The 20283-nt window shown below is 71.7% G+C and carries 21 protein-coding genes and 1 tRNA gene; 16 read left to right on the forward strand and 6 right to left on the reverse strand.

Annotation, left to right across the window (positions count from 1 at the left end; all coding sequences use genetic code 11):
- Positions 1-9: 9 nt before the first annotated feature.
- The 6 genes from ftsW (at position 10) to QM708_RS12810 (ending at position 6671) form a co-directional block, all read left to right on the forward strand.
- Complete coding sequence (ftsW, locus tag QM708_RS12785; RefSeq protein ID WP_415109117.1) at positions 10-1308, forward strand: putative lipid II flippase FtsW; 1299 nt, start codon at positions 10-12, stop codon at positions 1306-1308.
- 8 nt (positions 1309-1316) lie between these two features.
- Complete coding sequence (locus tag QM708_RS12790) at positions 1317-2417, forward strand: UDP-N-acetylglucosamine--N-acetylmuramyl-(pentapeptide) pyrophosphoryl-undecaprenol N-acetylglucosamine transferase (protein WP_415109120.1); 1101 nt, start codon at positions 1317-1319, stop codon at positions 2415-2417.
- A 1-nt stretch (position 2418) separates the two neighbouring features.
- On the forward strand, positions 2419-3840 hold the full coding sequence (gene murC, locus QM708_RS12795) for a UDP-N-acetylmuramate--L-alanine ligase (RefSeq protein WP_415109123.1): 1422 nt from the start codon (positions 2419-2421) through the stop codon (positions 3838-3840).
- Positions 3837-4556 (forward strand): cell division protein FtsQ/DivIB, encoded by a 720-nt coding sequence (locus QM708_RS12800; RefSeq protein ID WP_415109126.1) that lies wholly within the window; start codon positions 3837-3839, stop codon positions 4554-4556. Before murC ends, QM708_RS12800 begins: the two co-directional genes overlap by 4 nt.
- A gap of 223 nt (positions 4557-4779) precedes the next feature.
- On the forward strand, positions 4780-5934 hold the full coding sequence (gene ftsZ, locus QM708_RS12805; protein WP_415109129.1) for a cell division protein FtsZ: 1155 nt from the start codon (positions 4780-4782) through the stop codon (positions 5932-5934).
- Positions 5935-5957: 23 nt separating this feature from the next.
- On the forward strand, positions 5958-6671 hold the full coding sequence (locus QM708_RS12810) for a laccase domain-containing protein (protein ID WP_415109132.1): 714 nt from the start codon (positions 5958-5960) through the stop codon (positions 6669-6671).
- Positions 6672-6749: 78 nt separating this feature from the next.
- Here QM708_RS12810 and QM708_RS12815 read toward each other — a convergent pair whose 3' ends face one another.
- Positions 6750-7799 carry a hypothetical protein gene (locus QM708_RS12815; protein WP_415109135.1) on the reverse strand — a complete coding sequence of 350 codons (1050 nt, stop codon included), beginning with the start codon at positions 7797-7799 and terminating at the stop codon, positions 6750-6752.
- Between the two features lie 149 nt (positions 7800-7948).
- Here QM708_RS12815 and QM708_RS12820 point away from each other — a divergent pair, with 149 nt between their 5' ends.
- The 6 genes from QM708_RS12820 to pyk all read left to right on the forward strand — a co-directional run bounded on the left by QM708_RS12820 (position 7949) and on the right by pyk (position 13355).
- Positions 7949-8455 carry a cell division protein SepF gene (locus QM708_RS12820; RefSeq protein WP_415109138.1) on the forward strand — a complete coding sequence of 169 codons (507 nt, stop codon included), beginning with the start codon at positions 7949-7951 and terminating at the stop codon, positions 8453-8455.
- 116 nt (positions 8456-8571) lie between these two features.
- On the forward strand, positions 8572-9783 hold the full coding sequence (locus QM708_RS12825) for a DivIVA domain-containing protein (protein ID WP_415109141.1): 1212 nt from the start codon (positions 8572-8574) through the stop codon (positions 9781-9783).
- A gap of 172 nt (positions 9784-9955) precedes the next feature.
- Positions 9956-10369 (forward strand): TraR/DksA family transcriptional regulator, encoded by a 414-nt coding sequence (locus QM708_RS12830; protein WP_415109145.1) that lies wholly within the window; start codon positions 9956-9958, stop codon positions 10367-10369.
- A gap of 29 nt (positions 10370-10398) precedes the next feature.
- Positions 10399-10968, forward strand: coding sequence for a signal peptidase II (locus QM708_RS12835; RefSeq protein WP_415111419.1), 570 nt, complete (start codon positions 10399-10401; stop codon positions 10966-10968).
- Positions 10965-11879 carry an RluA family pseudouridine synthase gene (locus QM708_RS12840; protein ID WP_415109148.1) on the forward strand — a complete coding sequence of 305 codons (915 nt, stop codon included), beginning with the start codon at positions 10965-10967 and terminating at the stop codon, positions 11877-11879. Before QM708_RS12835 ends, QM708_RS12840 begins: the two co-directional genes overlap by 4 nt.
- Before the next feature lie 39 nt (positions 11880-11918).
- Positions 11919-13355 (forward strand): pyruvate kinase, encoded by a 1437-nt coding sequence (gene pyk / locus QM708_RS12845; RefSeq protein ID WP_415109151.1) that lies wholly within the window; start codon positions 11919-11921, stop codon positions 13353-13355.
- A gap of 79 nt (positions 13356-13434) precedes the next feature.
- Here the strand turns inward: pyk and QM708_RS12850 are convergent.
- Positions 13435-13517 (reverse strand) — tRNA-Leu (locus tag QM708_RS12850).
- A gap of 208 nt (positions 13518-13725) precedes the next feature.
- Between QM708_RS12850 and QM708_RS12855 the strand changes: the two genes are divergently transcribed.
- Positions 13726-14367 carry an ANTAR domain-containing response regulator gene (locus QM708_RS12855; RefSeq protein WP_415109154.1) on the forward strand — a complete coding sequence of 214 codons (642 nt, stop codon included), beginning with the start codon at positions 13726-13728 and terminating at the stop codon, positions 14365-14367.
- On the opposite strand, the gene QM708_RS12860 is transcribed toward QM708_RS12855, so the two are convergent.
- Genes QM708_RS12860 through QM708_RS12870 form a run of 3 tightly spaced genes read right to left on the reverse strand, consistent with a single transcriptional unit; the run spans position 14364 to position 16613 of the window.
- The gene (locus tag QM708_RS12860) at positions 14364-14771 is read right to left on the reverse strand and encodes a PaaI family thioesterase (RefSeq protein ID WP_415109157.1); all 408 of its coding nucleotides are present in this window, start codon (positions 14769-14771) and stop codon (positions 14364-14366) included. The two genes, QM708_RS12855 and QM708_RS12860, sit on opposite strands and share 4 nt — an antisense overlap.
- 49 nt (positions 14772-14820) lie before the next feature.
- A complete protein-coding gene (locus QM708_RS12865) occupies positions 14821-15462 on the reverse strand; it encodes a response regulator (protein ID WP_415109160.1) in 642 nt (213 codons plus the stop codon).
- The gene (locus QM708_RS12870) at positions 15459-16613 is read right to left on the reverse strand and encodes a sensor histidine kinase (protein WP_415109163.1); all 1155 of its coding nucleotides are present in this window, start codon (positions 16611-16613) and stop codon (positions 15459-15461) included. Before QM708_RS12870 ends, QM708_RS12865 begins: the two co-directional genes overlap by 4 nt.
- 140 nt (positions 16614-16753) lie before the next feature.
- Here QM708_RS12870 and QM708_RS12875 point away from each other — a divergent pair, with 140 nt between their 5' ends.
- From QM708_RS12875 to QM708_RS12885, 3 genes are all read left to right on the forward strand, one after another.
- Positions 16754-17449 (forward strand): ABC transporter ATP-binding protein, encoded by a 696-nt coding sequence (locus tag QM708_RS12875; RefSeq protein WP_415109166.1) that lies wholly within the window; start codon positions 16754-16756, stop codon positions 17447-17449.
- Positions 17450-17610: 161 nt separating this feature from the next.
- Positions 17611-18372: a hypothetical protein gene (locus QM708_RS12880; RefSeq protein WP_415109169.1), complete on the forward strand. Its 762-nt coding sequence runs from the start codon at positions 17611-17613 to the stop codon at positions 18370-18372.
- Entirely contained in the window at positions 18372-19622 is a 1251-nt protein-coding gene (locus QM708_RS12885) for an erythromycin esterase family protein (protein ID WP_415109172.1), read from the forward strand. The genes QM708_RS12880 and QM708_RS12885 overlap by 1 nt, the downstream gene beginning before the upstream one ends.
- A 31-nt stretch (positions 19623-19653) precedes the next feature.
- On the opposite strand, the gene QM708_RS12890 is transcribed toward QM708_RS12885, so the two are convergent.
- Positions 19654-20040 (reverse strand): VOC family protein, encoded by a 387-nt coding sequence (locus QM708_RS12890; RefSeq protein ID WP_415109175.1) that lies wholly within the window; start codon positions 20038-20040, stop codon positions 19654-19656.
- Positions 20041-20283 lie beyond the last annotated feature (243 nt).

Here is a 20283-nt window from a genome sequence, read left to right on the forward strand (position 1 = left end):
AGGACGACGGTGGCGATCCTGACCCCCAGCAGGCCTCCCGGCAAGGATCCGGGCAGGTCCGTCCGGAGTGCGGACGCGTCGGTGACCGACCGTGCCTCCGGCTGGCTGACCCACCCGATGGCCGACGTGGCGCTGGTGCTGGTACCCACCGCGATCCTGGTCGGTCTGGGCATCTTGATGGTGTGGTCGGCCTCGACCGTGATCGGGTACCAGAAGTTCGACAATGCGCTCTTCTTCGTGCAGCGGCACCTGGTCTTCCTGACCATCGCGCTGGTGGCCGGCGTGGTCGCCTCACGGACATCCACGCAGCGGCTGCGTTCCCTCGGCTGGCTGCTGTACGTGCTGGCGGCGTTCGCTCTGCTGCTCACCTTCGTGCCGGGCCTCGGTTACGGGGTGGGCGGCAACAAGAACTGGCTCGCGCTCGGCGGCCCCAGTTCGATGCTGCGCTTCCAGCCCTCGGAGGTCGCCAAGCTCGCGCTCGTGGTGTGGGGAGCCTCGGTGCTGGCCAACAAGCGCCGGCTGCTCGACCAGCCCAAGCACCTGCTGGTGCCGTTCCTGCCGTTCTCGCTGCTGCTGATCGGCCTGGTGGTGCTGCAGCACGACCTGGGCACGGCGATGATCATGGGCGCGATCGTGATGGCCATCTTGTGGTGCGTGGGCGCGCCCTGGCGGATCCTCGGCAGCATCTTCGCGCTGGTCGCCGCCGGCGTCGGCATCCTGCTCGCCACCGGCAACCAGTCCCGGCTCGCGCGCATCTTCGGCTTCCTCGACCCGAGCGCTGACCCGACCGGCGTCAACCACCAGCCCATGCAAGCGCTCTACGGGCTGGCCACCGGCGGCTGGCTCGGGGTCGGGCTGGGCCGCAGCCGGCAGAAATGGGGCAGCCTCGCCGACGCGCCGCACACCGACTACGTGCTGGCCGTGATCGGCGAGGAGCTCGGCGTGGTCGCCACCTTGATCGTGTTCGCGCTCTTCCTGGTGTTGGCCTGGGGCGGCGTCCGGATCGCCTTGCGCACCGGCACCTTCTTCGGGCGCCTGGTCGCCGCCAGCGTGACCGCCTGGCTGCTGTTGCAGGCGCTGATCAACATGATGGTGGTGCTGCGGATGCTGCCGGTGCTCGGCGTCCCGTTGCCCTTCCTGTCGTACGGCAGCTCGTCGATGCTGGCCAACCTGGCCGCGGTCGGCATCCTGGTCGCCTGCGCCCGCGAGGAGCCGCAGGCCCTCGCCTGGCTGAAGCGCCGCGCCGCTGCCCGCGGCCCGCGCCGACGGCTGTCGATGGTCCTTCCCGGCCGCAACCGGGACAAGTGAGGAGAGTCATGGTCTCGATCGTCCTGGCCGGTGGCGGAACCGCCGGCCACACGTCCCCGCTGATCGCCACCGCCGAGCGGCTGCGCGAGGCGACCGACGGCGGCGTGCTGCTGACCTGCGTGGGCACGCCCAAGGGGCTGGAGTCCAAGGTCATCCCCGCCGCGGGACTGACGCTGCGGATGATCCCGCCCGTGCCGCTGCCGCGCCGGATCACCCCGGCGCTGTTCGCGGTGCCCGCCCGCCTGGCCGGCGCCGTCCGCCAGGCGCGCGCCATCCTCGCCGAGGTCGAGGCGGACGCCGTGGTCGGCTTCGGCGGCTATGTGTCGCTGCCGGTCTACCTGGCCGCGCGGCTGGCCAAGCTCCCGGTGGTGATCCACGAGCAGAACGCGGTGCCCGGCCTGGCGAACAAGGTCGCCGCCCGGTTCGCGAAGGTGACCGCCGTGTCCTTCCCCGGCACCCCGCTGCCGGGCGCCCGCTACGTGGGCATGCCGGTGCGCGCCGCCATCACCGGCCTCGACCGCGCCGCCCGGCGCACCGCCGCGCGCGCCCTGTGGGGCTTCGGCGCCGACGGGCCGCTGCTGCTGGTCTCCGGCGGCTCCCAGGGCGCGGTGGCGATCAACGACGCCACCGTGGCCGCGCTGCCGCAGCTGCTGGCGTCCGGGGTGAGCGTGCTGCACGTGCTCGGGCCCCGCAATATCGGCTCGGCCCCCGAACCGCGCACCGATGCCGCCACGGGTGCCCGCTACGTTCCGGTCGCCTACGTGGACTCGATGGAGGACGCCTACGCCGCCGCCGACATGATGCTCGGCCGCTCCGGCGCGGGCACCGTGATCGAGACCGCCACCGTCGGGCTGCCGACCGTGTTCGTGCCGCTGCCGCACGGCAACGGTGAGCAGGCGCGCAACGCCGACTTCCTGATCGAGGCGGACGCCGCCGTGATCGTCCCCAACGCCGACCTGGAAGCCCCGCGCCTGGTGGCCGAGGTGCTGCCGCTGATCACCGACCCGGACAAGCTGGCCGCGATCAGCGCCACCTTGGCCCGGCTGGTGCCGCGCGACGCGGCCCGCGACCTGGCCCGGATCGTCCTGCAGCAGGCGGGGGAGCGCTGAGATGCCGCTGGTCGAACCCGTCGCACTCGAACCCGCCGGCCAGGTCGGCCCGGTGCACTTCATCGCGATCGGCGGCGCCGGGATGAGCGGCATCGCCCAGGCCTACGCCGATCTCGGCGTCGAGGTCTCCGGTTCGGACCGGGACGACTCGGCCGCGCTGCGCAAGCTGGCGGCGTCCGGCGTGCGCGCCCACGTCGGCCACGACGCCGCCCAGCTGGGCGATGCGCGCACCGTCGTGGTGTCGTCGGCGATCAAGCCCGGCAACGCCGAACTCGACGAGGCGCACCGCCGCGGGCTGCGCGTCTGGCACCGCTCGGCGGCCCTCGGCGCGCTGATGCTCGGACGCCGCGGCGTCGCGATCACCGGCACCCACGGCAAGACCACCACCACCGGCATGGTCGCGACCATGCTGCTCGGTGCCGGCACCGACCCGGGCTACGTGATCGGCTCGCCGCTGGCCGCCTCCGGCGAGAGCGCCGCGCTCGGCAGCGGCCCCGCGTTCGTGGTCGAAGCCGACGAGTCCGACGGCTCGTTCCTGCAATACCCGGCCGAGATCGTGGTGATCACCAATATCGAGGCCGACCATCTCGACAACTGGGGCACCCCCGAGCGCTACCTGGAGGGCTTCGTCACCCTCGGCAGCGCCGAACGGGTACGCACGGTGATCGCCTCGGCCGACGAGCCGGCCTCGCGCGAGGTCGCCTCCCGGTTGCGGGCCGCGGGCAAGCGGGTGGTCACCGTCGGCGAGGCGGACGACGCCGACCTGCGCCTGGACGGGATCGAACTGACCCCCCGGGTCACCGCCGCCACCCTGCGCGACGGCGAGGCCACCGTCCGGCTCGACCTGGCGGTGCCGGGCCGGTTCAACCTGCACAATGCCGCCGCCGCCTACGCGGTGGGCCGCGAGCTCGGCCTGGACGGGGCCGTGCTCGCCGCGGCGCTCGGCGGCTTCGCCGGCACCTACCGCCGCTTCGAGTTCAAGGGCGAGGCCCGCGGCGTCCGCGTGTACGACGACTACGCCCACCACCCGACCGAGGTGAGCGCGATCCTGCGCGCCGCCCGCCCGCGCGTCGCCGAGGGCGGCCGCCTGGTGGCCTGCTTCCAGCCGCACCTGTTCAGCCGCACCCGCGACTTCCTGGACGCCTTCGCGGACGCGCTCACCCTGGCCGATGAGGTGGTGCTGTGCGCGATCTATCCCGCGCGGGAGACCGCCGAGGACTTCCCCGGGGTCACCGCCGACGTGCTCGCCGCCAGGGTGCGGGCACGCGGGCACGCCGTGACGCTCGCCGGCAGCCCGGCGGACGCCGCGGTCACCCTCGCCGGCCTGACGGCACCAGGCGATCTGGTGCTCACCATCGGCGCCGGCGACGTCACGACGGCCGGCCCTGCCCTGCTCGGCACCCTCGAAGGGGTCATGCCGTGAGTGAACCGCTCATCGACGTGACGGGCGCCCGGAAGCGGCGCGCTCGCGCGCGCCTGATCCGCCGGCTGCGTCTGGCCGGCTTCCTCACCGTGGTGCTGGCGCTGGTCGGCGGAGGCGTGTGGCTCTTCCACGGTTCGCCCTGGCTGGCGGTGCGCGAGGTGCGGGTCACCGGGACGGCGCTCACCAGCGTCGACGAGATCAAGGCGGCCGCGGCGGTGCCGATCGGCGCTCCGCTGGCCGGAGTCGACACCGGCGCGGTCGCCGCCCGGGTCGGTGAACTGCCGGCCGTCGCCGAGGCCAAGGTGAGCCGGGCCTGGCCGGACGCGCTCGCCGTCGAGGTCACCGAGGAGCGGCCCGTGGTCGTCCTCGAGGCCGGGCGCCGGTTCGTGTGGGTCTCGGGTGAGGGCCAGGTGTTCCACAGCTCGGCCGACCGGCCCGAGGGGGTGCTGCTGGCGCGGGCGGACGTCGGGGACGAGGCCAAGCTGGTGGCGCTCGCCCGGGTCGCCGGCGACCTGCCCGAGGCGGTGCGGCGGCAGGCGACGCTGCTGCGCGCCGCGACCGTGGATTCCATCACGGTGACGTTGTCGGACAACCGCCAGGTGTGGTGGGGGAGCGCTGAGGACGGCGAGCTGAAGGCGAGCGTGATCGTCGGGCTGCTGGGGGTCAAGGCCCGCGAGTACGACGTGTCGGCGCCGACGCACCCGACCACGAAGTGAGGCGTCCGCGGCCGTCGTGCGGCAGGCCCGGATGAACCCTCGACCAGAACTCTCAAGCACAGGTTGAGGGGCGCGCCCTGGGGACGGCGGGTGTTGGACGCCCCCGCGCGAGGGCCCCTAATCTTTCCTTCGCCCCCGGTTCCGCGTCGTTGACTTCCCCCATCGGACGCTCGGCCAGCGGGCACGAGTGCTTGGCAGTGGTAGACAACAGAACGGTAAGACAGTGGTCAGTGCATCCCAGAACTACCTGGCGGTCATCAAGGTCGTGGGCGTCGGCGGTGGCGGAGTCAACGCCGTCAACCGGATGATCGAAGCGGGCCTGCGCGGGGTCGAGTTCATCGCGGTCAACACCGATGCGCAGGCGCTGCTGATGAGCGACGCCGACGTGAAGCTCGACATCGGCCGTGACCTGACCCGCGGCCTCGGCGCCGGCGCCGATCCCGACAAGGGCCGTCAGGCCGCCGAGGATCACGCCGACGAGATCGAAGAGGTGCTCAAGGGCGCCGACATGGTCTTCGTCACCGCGGGCGAGGGCGGCGGCACCGGCACCGGCGGTGCGCCCGTGGTGGCCCGGATCGCCCGCTCGCTGGGCGCCCTGACCATCGGTGTGGTGACCCGCCCGTTCAGCTTCGAGGGCCGTCGCCGCTCCACGCAGGCCGAGAGCGGCATCACGAACCTGCGCGAAGAGGTCGACACCCTGATCGTCATCCCCAACGACAAGCTGTTGGAGATGACCGATCATCACGTCGCGATCCTGGACGCCTTCAAGCAGGCCGACCAGGTGCTGATGCAGGGCGTCTCGGGCATCACCGACCTGATCACCACGCCGGGCCTGATCAACCTCGACTTCGCCGACGTGAAGGCCGTGATGAGCAACGCCGGCTCGGCGTTGATGGGTATCGGCTCGGCACGCGGTGAGGACCGCGCTCGTGCCGCCGCCGAGATGGCCGTGTCCAGCCCGCTGCTGGAGGCCTCCATCGATGGCGCCCACGGCGTCCTGCTGTCGATCGCGGGTGGCTCCGACCTGGGCCTGTTCGAGGTCTCGGCCGCCGCCAACCTGATCGAGGAGGCCGCGCACGAAGAGGCGAACATCATCTTCGGTACGGTCATCGACGACGCGCTCGGCGACGAGGTCCGGGTGACCGTCATCGCGGCCGGCTTCGACGGGGGGACGCCGCCGCGGCGCCAGCCCGGCGTGACCCGCCAGCCCGACCTGCGCAACCGCCCGCAGCCGGCCACCCGCCCCGACCCGGCTCCCGCCGCGGCCCCGGCGCCCGCCGCCCCGGTCGCTCCCGCGCAGCCCGCGCCGCGCCCGGCTCCCCGCCCGGCGCCGGTGTTCGACGACGACGAGCTGGACGTCCCCGACTTCCTGAAGTGACCTCGCTCGGCTGAGCCCGAACCGTGTTTGCCTACCGACGCGACCCCGATGCCCGCCTGGGCGTCGGGGTCGCGTTCACGTCCTCGGCACTCGACCTCAGCGACCTGCAGGACACTGGGTCGCGCGCGGCCGCCTTCGCGCGGCTGAGCGCCTCGGTGGGCGTGCCGGTGGCGGTGGTCCGGCAGGTGCACGGCGCGTCGGTGTTGCGGGTGGCCGAGCGCCCAGGCGAGGACGGCGGACCCGAGGCGGGCGGTCTGCTCGACCTGACCGGCCACGAGGCGGACGCGTTGCTGACCACGGCCCGCGGCGTTGCGCTCGCGGTGCGGGTGGCCGACTGCGTGCCGGTCTGCGTCGCCGCCGAGGACGCCGGTGCGGTCGCGGCCGTGCACGCCGGGCGCGCCGGGCTGCTGAGCGGGGTGATCGGGGCCGCGATCGGCGAACTGCGCCGGCACACCGGCGCCGTGCTGCGCGCCTGGGTCGGCCCGCACGTGTGCTCGGCCTGCTACGAGGTGCCCGAGGCGATGGCCGCCGACTCCTGCGACCGGCTGGGCGTGCCGCGCACGGCGACCGGCTGGGGCACCCCCTCGCTCGACCTGGGCGCGGCCGCGCTCGCCCAGTTGGCCGAGGCCGGCGTGGAGGCGTCCGTCGTGGGCGGGTGCACCCTGCACGACGCCGGCCTGCATTCGCACCGCGGTGGCAGCGCCGGACGCCTCACCGGTCTGGTCTGGATCGGGTAGAGCCCGGAATCCTTGACGATAGGCGAAGGCCCGCCCCACCGAACGGGTGGGACGGGCCTTCGGCTGCGGAGCGCGGCGTCAGCGACCCATCATGCGTTCCAGATCGTCGGCCGGGATCGTGGTGGCCGGCGAGGGCGCCTCGATCTTGGGATCGGCATCGCTCATCTCGACCACGCCGTTCAGCGTGAACTCCGTTGCGGCGATCCGGGCGATCTCCGGCCGGTCGGCGTCCGCCTTGGGGAACGTGCGCAGCATGTCGGCGATATCGACGGTGGCCTTGACCACCTTGCCATCCTTCAGCGTGTACGTGGTGTCGACGGTGGCACCATCATTGATCTCCTTGCTCACTTCGTCGACCCGCTCGCTGGTGAGGTCGTCCTCGTCGCTGAGCGCGGCGATCGCCGTGGCGAACTTCTTGAAGTCGGTGGAGACCTTGAGCGTCTCGTTGTCGACCTTCGTCACCTCCGAGGAATCCAGGAACGCGTCGCGCGCCTTGACCGGGTCGATGCTCGGCTGCGGCGAGGCGGTGGCCGCGACCTCAGCCGCCATGGCGATCTCCTCGCGCAGGTCGGCGAGGAGCTTGTCGGTGGTGGCCTTGTCGAGGGTCACCCAACCGCCGTTGAGGACTTCGTTCACCCAGGGCATCTCACTGGCGAGGTCGGCCAGCATCATCTTCAACTGTGTCGCCGTGAATGCGCCGGTCGCCTGGCCGAGGCCTTCCATGTCGGCGCGCAGGTACGCCTGCGCATCGACCCAGCGCATCTCCAACGGCTTGCCGTCAACCGCAATGGTGAAGGCTGCGTCGGCCTTGGCCGGATCGGTCACCGCGCTGACAGCGCCGGAGTGGGCGTGCGCGGACGCGCTGATCGTCAGCTTGGGCAGGATTCTCGTCATCATTTCGATCTGCTGCATCGTTTGGGCGCTCTCATCGCCGGAGGCAGCTTTGATCAGCTTGGTCAGATCGTCGGCGGTGGTGTCGAGCTTCATGGTCATGCTGGTGTTGCTGGCGTCGGCGTTCTTGGCGAGCGCGTCGGCCAGCACCTGCTTCGGCGTGGCAGGGGCGGAACAGCCGGTGAACAGGACGCCCAGGGCGACAGCCGGGATGATCAAAGAGGTGCGCGTGCGCATGGGGTGCTGATGCCTTTCTGGAGGGCGAGCGGGCCCGATCGAGCCCGTGGCCCACGCTAGCAGCCGTCCGGGAGGGTCTCTCGGGCGTGCCGTTGCCGGGGCACCTCGGCTGGGCGCGCTAGGGTGATGCCGACCCGAACGGAGGAACCATGGCCGAAGGTTTCAAGAAGGCTGCCGTCTGGCTCGGCCTCATGGCTGACGCTCCCTACGCCGATGAGGATCGCGACGGCGAACCCACCGAGGCGGTGGAGCGCATCGAGCGCCCGGCCGAGCGCGCCGACCGCCCTGAGCGGACGAGCGCAGCGGTCCCGGCGACCGTGGACGCCAGCGTGACCACGCTGGAGCAGCGGCGTCCGGCGCCGGTGCCGCGCGCGGCCGACCTGAGCCGCATCATTACCGTGCACCCGCGCACCTACAACGAGGCGCGCACGATCGGCGAGCACTTCCGCGACGGAACTCCGGTGATCATGAATCTCACCGACATGGAGGATGCGGACGCCAAGCGCCTGGTCGACTTCGCCGCCGGACTGATCTTCGGCCTGCACGGCTCGATCGACCGGATCACCAGCAAGGTGTTCCTGCTGTCGCCCGCCGACATCACCGTGACCGCCGAAGACAAGGAGCGCCTCGCCGGAGGCTTCTTCAACCAGAGTTGAACCCCGCTCGATCGCGGCCCACCCGGGCCGCCCGGGCGCCTCAGGTGCACTAGACTCGCCGGTGGCGCGCCCGTGCCGGGCGTCGTAGCCCCCGACTGCATCACATGAGGTGAAGGATGACCCTGACCATCGAGCAGGTGCGCGAGAAGCGATTCCACCTGGCCCGCCGCAACGGCTACGACCCGTCCGAGGTCGACACCTTCGTCGACGAGGTCGAAACGACCCTGGTGACGCTGACCGAGGAGAAGGCGACGCTGGAGGCGCAGGTGGCCACGCTGACCTCCGGCGCGACCGATGCCCCCAGCGAACCGGTTGCGGTGACCGATGACGCCGAGGTGGAACGCCTGCGCGCCGAGTTGGAGCGCACGCGTCAGGAGATCGAGACCCTGCGCGGCACCCTTGAGCCGGGCGGCGACGAGGCGGCCGTGCTACGCGGCGAACTCGCCGGTCGCGACCAGGAATTGGCCGCCCTGCGTGCCGAACTCGCCAGCACCCGTACCGAACTCGCCGACCGGGCCACCGAGCTGGCCGGGCTGCGCGCCGAGGTCGCCTCGCTGCGCGGGGCCGCCGCATCGGCCGAGCCAGCGGCGTTCTCTGCGCCCAGCTCGGGCGAGGCCCCGGAGCAGATCGTGGTGCGGACGGCCGCCGAGGCGTCCCCGGCCGTCACCCGCCTGTTGCAGATGGCGACCGAGCAGGCCGAGCGACTGGTCGGCGAGGCCACCCAGGACGCTCAGCGCCTGACCGCCGAGGCGACCGCGACCGCTGAGCGGGTCACCGCCGAGGCCAACGCGCACGCCGAGCGGGTCACCACCGAGGCGCGCGAGCAGGCGGAGCGGGTCACCACCGAGGCAGCCGCGGAGGCCGAGCGGGTGACCAGCGAGGCGAACCAGACGGCCGAGCAGGTGACGTCCGAGGCGACCGCGACCGCCGAGCGTGTGACGACCGAGGCCGACGAGCAGGCCGAGCGGGTGACCGCCGAGGCGCGTGCGCTGAGCGAGCAGATCGAGGCCGAGGCGCGTGCCACGGCCGAGAAGGTCACCGCCGAGGCGAACGAGCGCGCCGCCCAGGTCGACCGGGACGCCACCGCCCGACGTGAGGAGGTGTTCGCCACCTTGGAGGCCGAGCGCGACGAGTTCGCCACCCGGGTGGACCAGCTGCGCACCTTCGAGAACCGCTACCGGGAGACCTTCACCGCGGCGCTCGAGCGCCAGATCGAGGCCCTCCGCGAGGTCCGCGCGCCCGAGGACGTGCCGGACCTGCTGCAGGACGGCAACCGTGCCGCCTCGCCGACGCCCCGCCTCGATGCGCTGCTCAACAAGGACAACTGAGCCGCCTGATCAGTCCCTCAGGACGCCCCCGAGCCAGCAGGCCACGGGGGCGTCCTCGCGTTCTGGGCCCCGGCGCGCCCGCGGGCGTGGGCGGTTCCCGGTCTTCGGGAACCAAGTGGTACTGTCTGCGCGCAACAGCGGAACCCACCCCTGACACGTAAGGAAGAAAACGATGACCCAGCCCGACCAGCAGGTCGTGGTCCCGGTCCTCGACGGCGAGGACCCGTGGACCGACGAGGAGCTCGCCGAGGTTCGGGAGGATCTTGTCTTCGACATCCAGCGCATGGAGCGAGCGATCGCGACGGCCGAGCGCGAACTGGCCCGCCTCTTCGACGAGGGCACCGAGGGCGCGGGGCGCGATCCCGCCGACGTCGGCTCGACGAACTTCGAGCGCGACCAGGAGATGTCGTTGGTGCAGAACGCCCGTGACCTCCTCGACCAGGCCCAGAACGCGCTGCGGCTGTTCGACGCCGGCCAGTACGGCTCCTGCGAGGTGTGCGGGCAGCCGATCGGCAAGGACCGCCTGATGGTGTTCCCGCGCGCCACCATGTGCGTGACGTGCAAGCAGCGGGAGGAGCGGCGCTGACCGGGCCACAGGCCGCCGGCGCCCCGGGGGTGCTGCCGGCCCGCGCCGCCTGGGCCCTGGGGGCCGGCACCGCCGCAGCCGGTTTCGGCCTGGATCTGCTCACCAAGCAGTGGGCGCTGGCCACCCTCGATCCGCAGCACCCGCCCGTCCTGCTCGGCGGCCTGCTCACGTTGCAGCTGATCCGCAACCCGGGCGCGGCCTTCAGCATGGGCGAGAACTTCACCGTGGTGCTCAGCCTGATCTCGATCGCCGCGCTGCTCTTCGTGGCCGGATGGCTGCTGCCCAAGGCGCGCCACCGCGGCTGGGTGCTCGGCTCGGGCCTGCTGCTGGCCGGAATCCTCGGCAATCTCACCGACCGGCTGTTCCGCGAGCCCGGTTTCCTGCACGGGCACGTGATCGACTTCCTGCAGTTGCCGCACTTCGCCATCTTCAACGTCGCCGACATGTGCATCACCTTCGCCGCGGTCCTGGTCGTCTGGCAGATCGCGATCGCGCAGGTCGACCTGGACGGGCGCTCCACCAAGGAGACCGGCGCCACCAAGGCGTCCGGTGGTTCGGACGCCGGACGCCCGCCCGGACCGGAGGCATCGCAGGAATGAGCGTGCATCTGGTGCCCGACGGGCTCGCCGGCGAGCGGGTGGACGCCGCCGCGTCCCGGATGACCGGGGTGAGCCGTAGCCGTGTCGCCGAACTGCTCGCCGAGGGCCTGGTGCGGCTCAACGGCGAGGTGGTCGCCAAATCCGCGCGCGTGGCCGGTGGCGACCTGCTGGAACTGGAGATGCCCGCCCCGAAGGTGGCCACCGTCACCCCGCAGGTCGTCGAGGGCATCGGGATCGTGCATGACGACGCCCACATCGTCGTCATCGACAAGCCAGCCGGCGTCGCGGCGCACCCCTCGCTGGGCTGGGACGGTCCCGACGTCGTATCGCACCTGGCCGGGGCGGGATTCCGGATCTCGACGTCGGGGGCCGCCGAGCGGCAGGGCATCGTGCAGCGGCTCGATGTCGGCACGTCGGGGTTGATGGTGGTTGCCAAGAGCGAGCCCGCCTACACCGCGCTCAAGCGGGCCTTCCGCAACCGGGAGGTCGACAAGATCTACCACGCGCTGGTCCAGGGTCACCCGGACCCGTTCACCGGCACCATCGACGCCCCGATCGGGCGCCATCCGGGCCACGACTGGAAGATGGCCATCGTCGACGGCGGACGCCACAGCGTCACCCACTATGAGACGATCGAGGCCTACCGGGCCGCCACCCTGCTCGAGGTGCACCTGGAGACCGGCCGCACCCACCAGATCCGGGTGCACATGGCCGCGATCAAGCATCCCTGCGTCGGCGACCCGCTCTACGGCGCCGATCCGGTGCTCGCGGCGCGGCTCGGGCTGGAGCGCCAGTGGCTGCACGCGGTGGAGTTGTCGTTCACCCATCCGGGCACGGGGGAGTGGGTCACCTACCAGTCCCCATACCCTGTCGATTTGAACAATGCGTTACAGATCATCGCGGCGGGCTGACCCTGGGGCGCCTGGATGGGGTGCGGTACTGTCGTAGGCGTGTCAGACCGTAAGAATGATGGACTTCCCAATCGCCGTGCCAAGATCGTAGCGACGCTCGGCCCGGCCACCGACACCTTCGAGAAAGTCATGGAGCTGGTCGATGCCGGCATGAACGTGGCGCGGCTCAACATGAGCCACGGCTCTCATGACATCCACCTCCAACGACTCAACTACGTGCGCCAGGCGGCCGAGGCCGCCGGGCGTCCGATCGGCATCTTCGCCGACCTTCAGGGGCCGAAGATCCGCTTGGGCAACTTCGCGCGCGGCGAGGAGACCCTCGTCGCCGGTGACCGGTTCACGATCACCACCGAAGACATCCTGGGTACCCAGGAGCGCAGCGGCACGACCCTGCACACGATCACCAACGACGTCCGCCCCGGCGATCAGATCCTGATCAACGACGGCGCCATCGAACTGCTCGCGCTCGAGGTCACCGACACCGACGTGGTCACCGAGGTGATCGTCGGCGGCAAGGTGAGTGACCACAAGGGCATCAACCTGCCCGGCGTCGCCGTCAGCGTCCCGGCGCTGTCTGAGAAGGACGCCGAGGACCTGGTCTGGGCCCTCGAGCACGGCGTCGACATGGTCGCGCTCTCCTTCGTGCGTTCGGCCAGCGACATCGCCGACGTGCACAAGATCATGGACGACTTCGGCCGCCGCGTGCCGGTGATCGCCAAGATCGAGAAGCCGCAGGCCGTGGCCGCCCTCGACGAGATCGTGATGGCCTTCGACGCCATCATGGTCGCCCGCGGTGACCTGGGCGTCGAGCTTCCGCTGGAGGATGTCCCCGGTGTGCAGAAGCGGATCATCACCGCCGCGCGCACCGTCGCCAAGCCGGTGATCGTCGCCACCCAGATGCTGGAGTCGATGATCACCGCGCCCCGACCGACGCGCGCCGAGGCGTCCGATGTCGCGAACGCGATCCTGGACGGCGCCGACGCGGTCATGCTCTCGGGCGAGGTGGCGGTGGGCCAGTGGCCGATCCTGACCGTCGAGACGATGGGCCGGATCATCCGCAAGACCGAATCCCTCGGGCTGGAGAACATCCACCCGATCGACTGGGATCCGCACACCACTTCGGGCATCATCGCCAAGGCCGCCGTCGAGGTGGCCAACCGCGTCGGTGCGAAGTACCTGGTGGCGTTCACCAAGACCGGCGACACCGCGCTGCGCCTGACCCGGCTGCGCTCGCCGATCCAGGTGTGCGCGTTCAGCCCGTACGTGACGACCGCCCAGGAGCTGACGCTCGCCTGGGGCATCAAGTCGTTCACGACGCCGGAGTTCTACTCGATCGACTCCATGGTCGAGTCGGTGCAGAACTCGCTGAAGGGTTCGGGCATGGTGGAGACCGGCGACAAGATCGTCATCGTCGCAGGCAACCCGAAGCACGCCGCGGGCAAGACCAACTCGGTGCGCGTCGCCGTGATTCCGTGATCGAGACAAGCTGAGACGACAGATCCCCCGATCCTGGCCACCAGTGGCCCAGGATCGGGGGATCTGTCGTTTTCCGACGTACCGGGAAGGGGATTCGAACCCCTACGGGCTTGCGCCCAGACGGGTTTGAGCCGTCCGCGTATACCATTCCGCCACCCCGGCGAGTGCGTGGACCATAGTGCCACATCTTCGCCGGCGGCGGCGTCCGGAACCGTCCGGATGGCGGTCGGCAAGGAGGAATGCGGCCTCGGCGGGGCCCGCCGCTGGCCCCTGCGATGGACGAACGGCCGCACCGGGCGTACGCGGTACCCCTCGCGGGGTGTAGTGTCTCGTTTCGCCGGAATTGATGCTTAGGAAGTGGTGATCCCACGTGAACTCGACTGAGTCCCCCGCCGACCGCCCCCGTGTCCTGGTGGCCGAGGACGAGGCGCTGATCCGTCTCGATCTGGTCGAGCTGCTGACCGGTGAAGGCTACGACGTCGTCGGTGAGGCCGGTGACGGGGCCGAGGCGCTCAAGCTGGCCCGCGAACTGGAACCCGATCTCGTCGTGATGGACGTGAAGATGCCGGTGATGGACGGCATCACCGCCGCCGCCGCGATCGCCGAGGACCGGATCGCGCCGGTCGTCATGCTGACCGCGTTCAGCCAGCGCGAGCTCGTCGAGCGGGCCCGCGAGGCGGGTGCGATGGCCTACGTGGTCAAGCCGTTCGACGCCTCCGACGTGGTGCCGGCGATCGAGCTGGCGATGGCCCGTTACGCCGAGATCCGCGCCCTGGACGACGAGGTGGCCGATCTGGAGGAGCGGCTGGCCTCCCGCAAGGCGGTCGACCAGGCCAAGGGCCTGCTGCAGGAGGGGCTCGGCCTGAGCGAGGCCGAGGCGTTCCGCTGGATCCAGAAGACGGCGATGGACCTGCGCAAGTCGATGCGCGAGGTCGCCGAGGGCGTCATCGACCACTCCAAGGCCGGCAAGGGCCCCGCGAAAGGCAAGGGCAAGCCGAAGGCGAAGTCCTAGGCGCTGCGCCGCGGACGCCGCAACGCGCAGGTCACCCGGGCGGTGCACAGCCGCTGGCCGTGATCGTCGGTGAGGATGACCTCCCAGGTGCCCAGCGAACCGCCGATGCGGATCGCGGTCGCCTCGCCGTTCACCCAGCCCGACCGGGCCGGGGCGTGATGGGTGGCGTTGATGTCGACCCCGTAGGCGGTGCCGCCCTCACCGGCGGCCGCGACGGCGGCCAGCGAGGCCAGCGATTCGGCCAGCACGCACGAGGCGCCGCCGTGCCACAGGCCGAACGGTTGGGTATTGCCCTGCACCGGCATCCGGCCGCGCGCCCGTTCCGGGGTCAACTCGAACAGCTCCAAGCCCATCTTCTCGTCCAGCCCGCCGGCGGCGAACCGGTCCCAGTCGCTCAGGTCCATGGCGCCATCATCGCAGGCCCGCGGCGATGCGCTACAGACCTGCGTCGGGCTACAGGCCGGCGTCCCGCAGCACCATCGCCGCCGACACCCGGTTGTCGACGCCCAGCTTGGTGAAGATCCGGGTGATGTGCGCCTTCACCGTGGCCAGGCCCATCGACAACTGACGGGCGATCTCGGCATTGGTGCGGCCCGCGAGCAGCAGTGCCGCCACCTCGTGCTCGCGTTCGGTGAGCTCGGCGACCATGGCGGCGGCCACCGGGTCGGTGCCGGGCGTGCCGGTGGCGGCCCGGATCACCGTGGCGGTCACGGCGGGGGAGAGCACCGGATCGCCGCGATGCGCGGCCTTGACCGCCGCGATCATCTCGGCCGGGTCGGCGTCCTTGAGCAGGAACCCGCGCGCCCCCGAAGACAGCGCCCGCAGCACGTAGTCGTCGGTGTTGAAGGTGGTGAGCACGACGACGGCCGGCGAGTCCGGCCGCCGGGCGAGCTCGGCCAGGACGCCGAGGCCGTCCAGCACCGGCATCCGCACGTCGAGCAGCACCACGTCGGGGTGCAGTTCCGCGATCCGGCGCAGCGCCTCGGCGCCGTCGCCGGCCTCACCGGCCAGGCTCAGGCCGGCGTCCAGTTCGAGGATCATCCGCAGGCCGGTACGCACCAAGGCGTCGTCGTCCACGATGAGCACGCTGATCATGCGGCCTCCGTCCAGGGCAGGGATGCGCTGAGCTTGAACGTACCCGAGGTGACGCCATGGCTGACGGTGCCGCCCAGCAACGCGACCCGTTCGGCGACGCCCACCAGCCCCAGGCCGGCGCCGGTGGTATCGGGCAGCGCCAGGTCGGCCACCGGATTGATGATCTCGACGCTGAGCCGGTCGCCGCGGCGTCCAGTCACCTCGACGCTGACCAGCGCGCCGGGGGCATGCTTGCGGGCGTTGGTGAGGCCCTCCTGCACGATCCGGTAGGCCTGACGGCTCAGCCGGGCCGGCACCTCGGCCGCATCGACCGCGAGACCGAGGCGGACCTGCTGCCCGGCGTCGCGCGCCTCGGCGACGAGTGCCGGCAGTTCGGCCAGCGTCGGCTGCGGCGGCTCGGGCGGGGCGTCGGCGCCGCGCAGGTCGGCCAGCACGATCCGCAGCTCGGCGAGCGCCTCGCGGGCGGTTCCCTGGATCAGCCGCGCCTCCTCGCGGGTGTGCGCGTCCGGGCCGCCGTGCGCGAGGACGCCGGCGCGCATGGCGACCAGCGAGATCCGGTGAGCGACGACGTCGTGCATCTCGCGGGCGATCCGGGCCCGCTCGGCGAGGCGGGCCTCGGCGAGGCGGGCCTGCTCCGCCTCGGCGCGCGCGGCTGCGGACGCCGCCCGGCTGGCCTCCTCGCGCTCCCGGCTGCGGGCCAGGCGTCCGGTCAGCACCGCGATGGCCAGGCCCGAGCTGAGCACGATGAACTCGAAGGCGGCCGCGGAGTTGATGCCGTCCAGGACGGACTGGCCGCCGAACGGGATCGCCAACTGCACCGTCTTCGCCGCCAGCAGCGCCGCCGCGCCCGCGACCACGCCGCCGGGCCGCTCGGTGCGGCGGGACAGCTGGGCCATCGCCACGAAGCAGGCGCCGGTGGCGGCCGAACTCAGCACCAGGCAGGCCGCCGTCACGGCGAGCGTCATTCCCGGGCGAGTGCGCCGCAACGCCAGGGCGCCGATCGCGATCAGGCCGGGGAGCCCGACGATCAGTGCGAAGGCGCCGCGGTCGGCACGCACGATCATCGGCGTCATGTAGTACGCCCAGAACAGCCCGGCCACGCCGAAGGCCGCGAGATTACCGGAGCGGGCGTGAGGCACGGGACTGGTCATGCTCCGAGTCTGGCAGAGGCGTCCGGCCACGGTGGTGCCGCGCCGCCAGCCCATCGGCCAACCGGCCCCAGCCGATGGGCTGGCCAACTGCGGCCACTTGCCGGACGCGCCGACCCAGGTGGCTGCGATGGGCTGAAGCCATGATCGAGTTCAAGCACCTCACCGTCTCCTACCCCGGCGTCGCCGCTCTCACCGACGTCTCCTTCCAGGTCGCGCCCGGCACCGTCACCGGCTTCCTCGGCCCCAACGGAGCCGGCAAATCGACCGCACTGCGCGTCCTGCTCGGACTCGGGCACGCCGACTCGGGCACCGCCTTGGTTGCCGGACGCCGCTACGCCGACCTGCCGAATCCCGGCCGCGTCGCCGGCGGGCTGCTCGACGCGGACGCGTTCCACCCCGGCCGGAGCGGGCGCGAGTCGCTGCGGCTGGCCTGCTGGACGATGGGCCTGCCCGCTACCCGCGCCGACGAGGTGCTGGAGGAGGTCGGTCTCACCCGCGCCGCCGGACGCCGCGTCGGCACGTATTCGCTCGGCATGCGGCAGCGCCTCGGCATCGCCCAAGCGCTGCTCGGCGATCCGGTCGCGCTCGTGCTCGACGAGCCCGCCAACGGACTCGACCCCCAAGGCCAGCGCTGGCTGGCCGGCCTGCTCCGGGGCCGCGCGGCCCGCGGATGCGCCGTCCTGCTGTCGAGTCACGCGTTGGCCGAGATCGAGCGCATCGCCGACCGGGTCGTCGTGATCGCTTCGGGAACCGTCCGGGCCGACGAAACCCTCGACGCCCTGCGCGGCCGGCACGATCGCCTCGAAGACCTCTACTTCGATCTCACCGCCGCCTGACCGGGTGGCCTTGGCTGGGGCTGCGCCCCACCGCATCCCGGTGACTCACCGACCTCACTCCGATCCACCGACTTCATTCCGATCCACGGACCTCACTCCCGACCCACGGACCTCACTCCGCATCGTCAGACCTCACCCACTACTTCGCAAGGAGAATCGTCATGACCGCTCTCACCCTGGACTCCCGTCTCGACCGGCCCGCGCCGGGCGGCGTCCGCACCTGGCTCGTCGAACTGCGCAAGCTCGTCGACACCCGCGCCGGGGTGGCGCTGATCATCACCGGCGCGGTGCTGGCCGGTGTCTTCGGCGGCGGCGTGCTACTCTACCGCGACGACGTGACCCTGACCACCCTGGCCATCATGGCCGGTGCGCCGGGCGGCATCCTCGCCGCGGTGGCGTCGGTGCTGCTCGTCACCGGCGAACGCAGCCATCGCACCGCGCTCAGCACCTACGCGCTCACCCCGCGGCGCGGTCGCGTGGTCGGGGCCAAGGCGGCCGCCGCGGCGACCCTGGCCGTCGCGGTCACCGTGCTCGCGCTCGTCGCGGCGCTGATCATCGCGCCGGTCGGCGCGGCGCTCACCGGGCACACGGTGATTTGGACCTTGGATGCTCGCGAACTGGCCGCGTTCACCGCGTCGAATGTGATGCTCGCTCTGGCCGGCTGGGCGCTGGCGTGGCTGTGCGGCAATGCGCCGGCGCCGATCGTGATCCTGCTGGTCTGGCCGATGATCGCCACCCTGATCGGGCAGGCCGGTCCGGGGGCCGTCGAGGCGCTCACCTGGATCGACCAGAGCGCCACGGCGCGGCTGGCATCCGGCACCACCGCCCTCGATCTGGCCCGGATCGCCACCAGCGTCGTCGCGTGGATCGTCGTCCCCGGCGGGATCGGCGTGGTGCGCGAGCTGAAGGCGGAGGTGCGTTGATGACCGGCCAGCCGTCGCCGCGCCGCGGCGTCCGTGCCGCTCAGATCGTGGTGCTCGTCCTGGCGCTGCTGGCCGGGGCCGGGTTCGCCTGGCGGGCGTGGGCGACCCACCCGCAGGGCGAGCCGCAGGCCGCCGAGTTCACCGACGCCGTGATCGGTCCCGCTCTGGCCGGCGCCACGGTGCTCGCCCTCGGCGAGGCCACCCACGGCAACGCCGAGTTCCAGGACCTGCGCACCGGTCTCGCCCGCGCGCTGCCTACCTTCCGGACCATCGTCTTCGAGGAGGACGCCGGAGCGGTGGCGCTGGTCGACGAGTACGTGCGGGGTGGCCAGGGGACCGCCGAGCAGGCGGCGTCCCGGTTCGGTTTCGCGCTCAACCAGACCGAGCAGATGGCCCGCTTCCTGCAGTTCGTCCGGGACCGGAACGCCTCGCTGCCCGCGCCGGAGCAGACCCGCCTGGCCGGCATCGACGTGCAGCGGGTGGACGCGAACAAGCAACGCGCCCTCGGCTGGTTGGCGGGGGCCGATGCGGCGGGTGCGGACGCCCTGGCGACTGCGTTGGCCGGGCTGACCGACGATCGGCGCACCGCGGCTGACTACCGGGACGCCTCGGAGGCGATCGACCGGTTGGTGGCGGCGCTGGAGGCGGCCGGGGCGGCGTCCAGCCCTGAGGGACGTGCGGCGCTGGCGTCCGCTTGGGCGCTGCGGCAGGGGCGTGACCTGCAGCAGGAGACCGGCCGCTATGCCGCGGTGCGCGCGGAGATCATGGCCGCCAACCTGGCCCGGATCGCGGAGGAGCGGGCCGCCGACGGGCATCCGCAGCTGCTGCTGTTCGCCCATGCGGGGCATGTCGAGAAGACCGGCGCCGCGTTCCCCGAGCCGGACCTGGGTGAACTGGCCGCGCAACGCTGGGGCCAGGGCTACCGGGTGATCGGAACCGATGTGGTGGCGAGTCGTTTCCGCGCCGGCGACGCTGAAGGGCAGCGCCGTGACTTCACCCTGCGCCATCCCACCCCGCTGCGCGGGATCTTCGCCGGAACCCGGGTCGGCTACCTGGAGATGGCCTCCGCCACCGGGGCGAACGCGGACCTGCTGCGCCGCCCGGTGCCGATGGCCAGCGCCGGCGACCAGTTCGCCGACTGGATGGCCTGGGTGCCGCCGCTGCACACGGTGACCATGGTTCCCGCCGATGCCTACGACGCTTTGATCCTGGTCGCCGACGCCACCCCGACCATCCCGCTGGCTTCGTGATTCCGTGCTGCTCTGGGGCCTGCCGTTCCTGCTACACCGTGATCTCGATCAGGTTCCCCTCGGGGTCGACCGCGACGCTCTCGTAGTAGCCGTCGCCGGTCGTCCTCGGCCCGCTGAGGATCTCGAAGCCATCGTGGCGCAGGCGTGCGGTCAGCTCGTCGACCGCCGTCGTCGATCCGACCGACAGCGCCAGGTGGTTCCAGCCATGGGCGGGCTGCGGAGCAGATGCGGATAGTCCGGGTCGCGTCATGAGTTCGAGCCGGACTCCGCCGTCGAAGCTCAGGAAGTAGGTCCGCAGCCCGGTCCGGGGATCGTGGTACTCGTCCCCGGCCCGTGCCGCGAAGTAGGTCTCGTAGAACCGTCGCGCGCGTTCGAGGTCGGCGACATACACCGCCACATGGTTGATCGAGATGGCCATATCGTTTCCCGTCGTGAGTCGTGAGGCACGGACCAACAAATTGTCGTATTCAAGCGAGCTTTCGGGATGCTGAAGCCTGAGGGCCAAGAAGTGGTCGCTATGGAGACCTCAACCGCCTCCCATAGCGACCACTTCTTGGCCTTTACGCGAAATCGATGCGGCGACGCACCTGAAAACGACCACATCTTAGCCCGCGCAGGACAAGGGCGTGTGATGAGGAACCTTGGCCCGACTGTGAGCGTT

Source organism: Propioniciclava sp., assembly GCF_047602245.1.
GTDB lineage: Bacteria > Actinomycetota > Actinomycetes > Propionibacteriales > Propionibacteriaceae > Propioniciclava.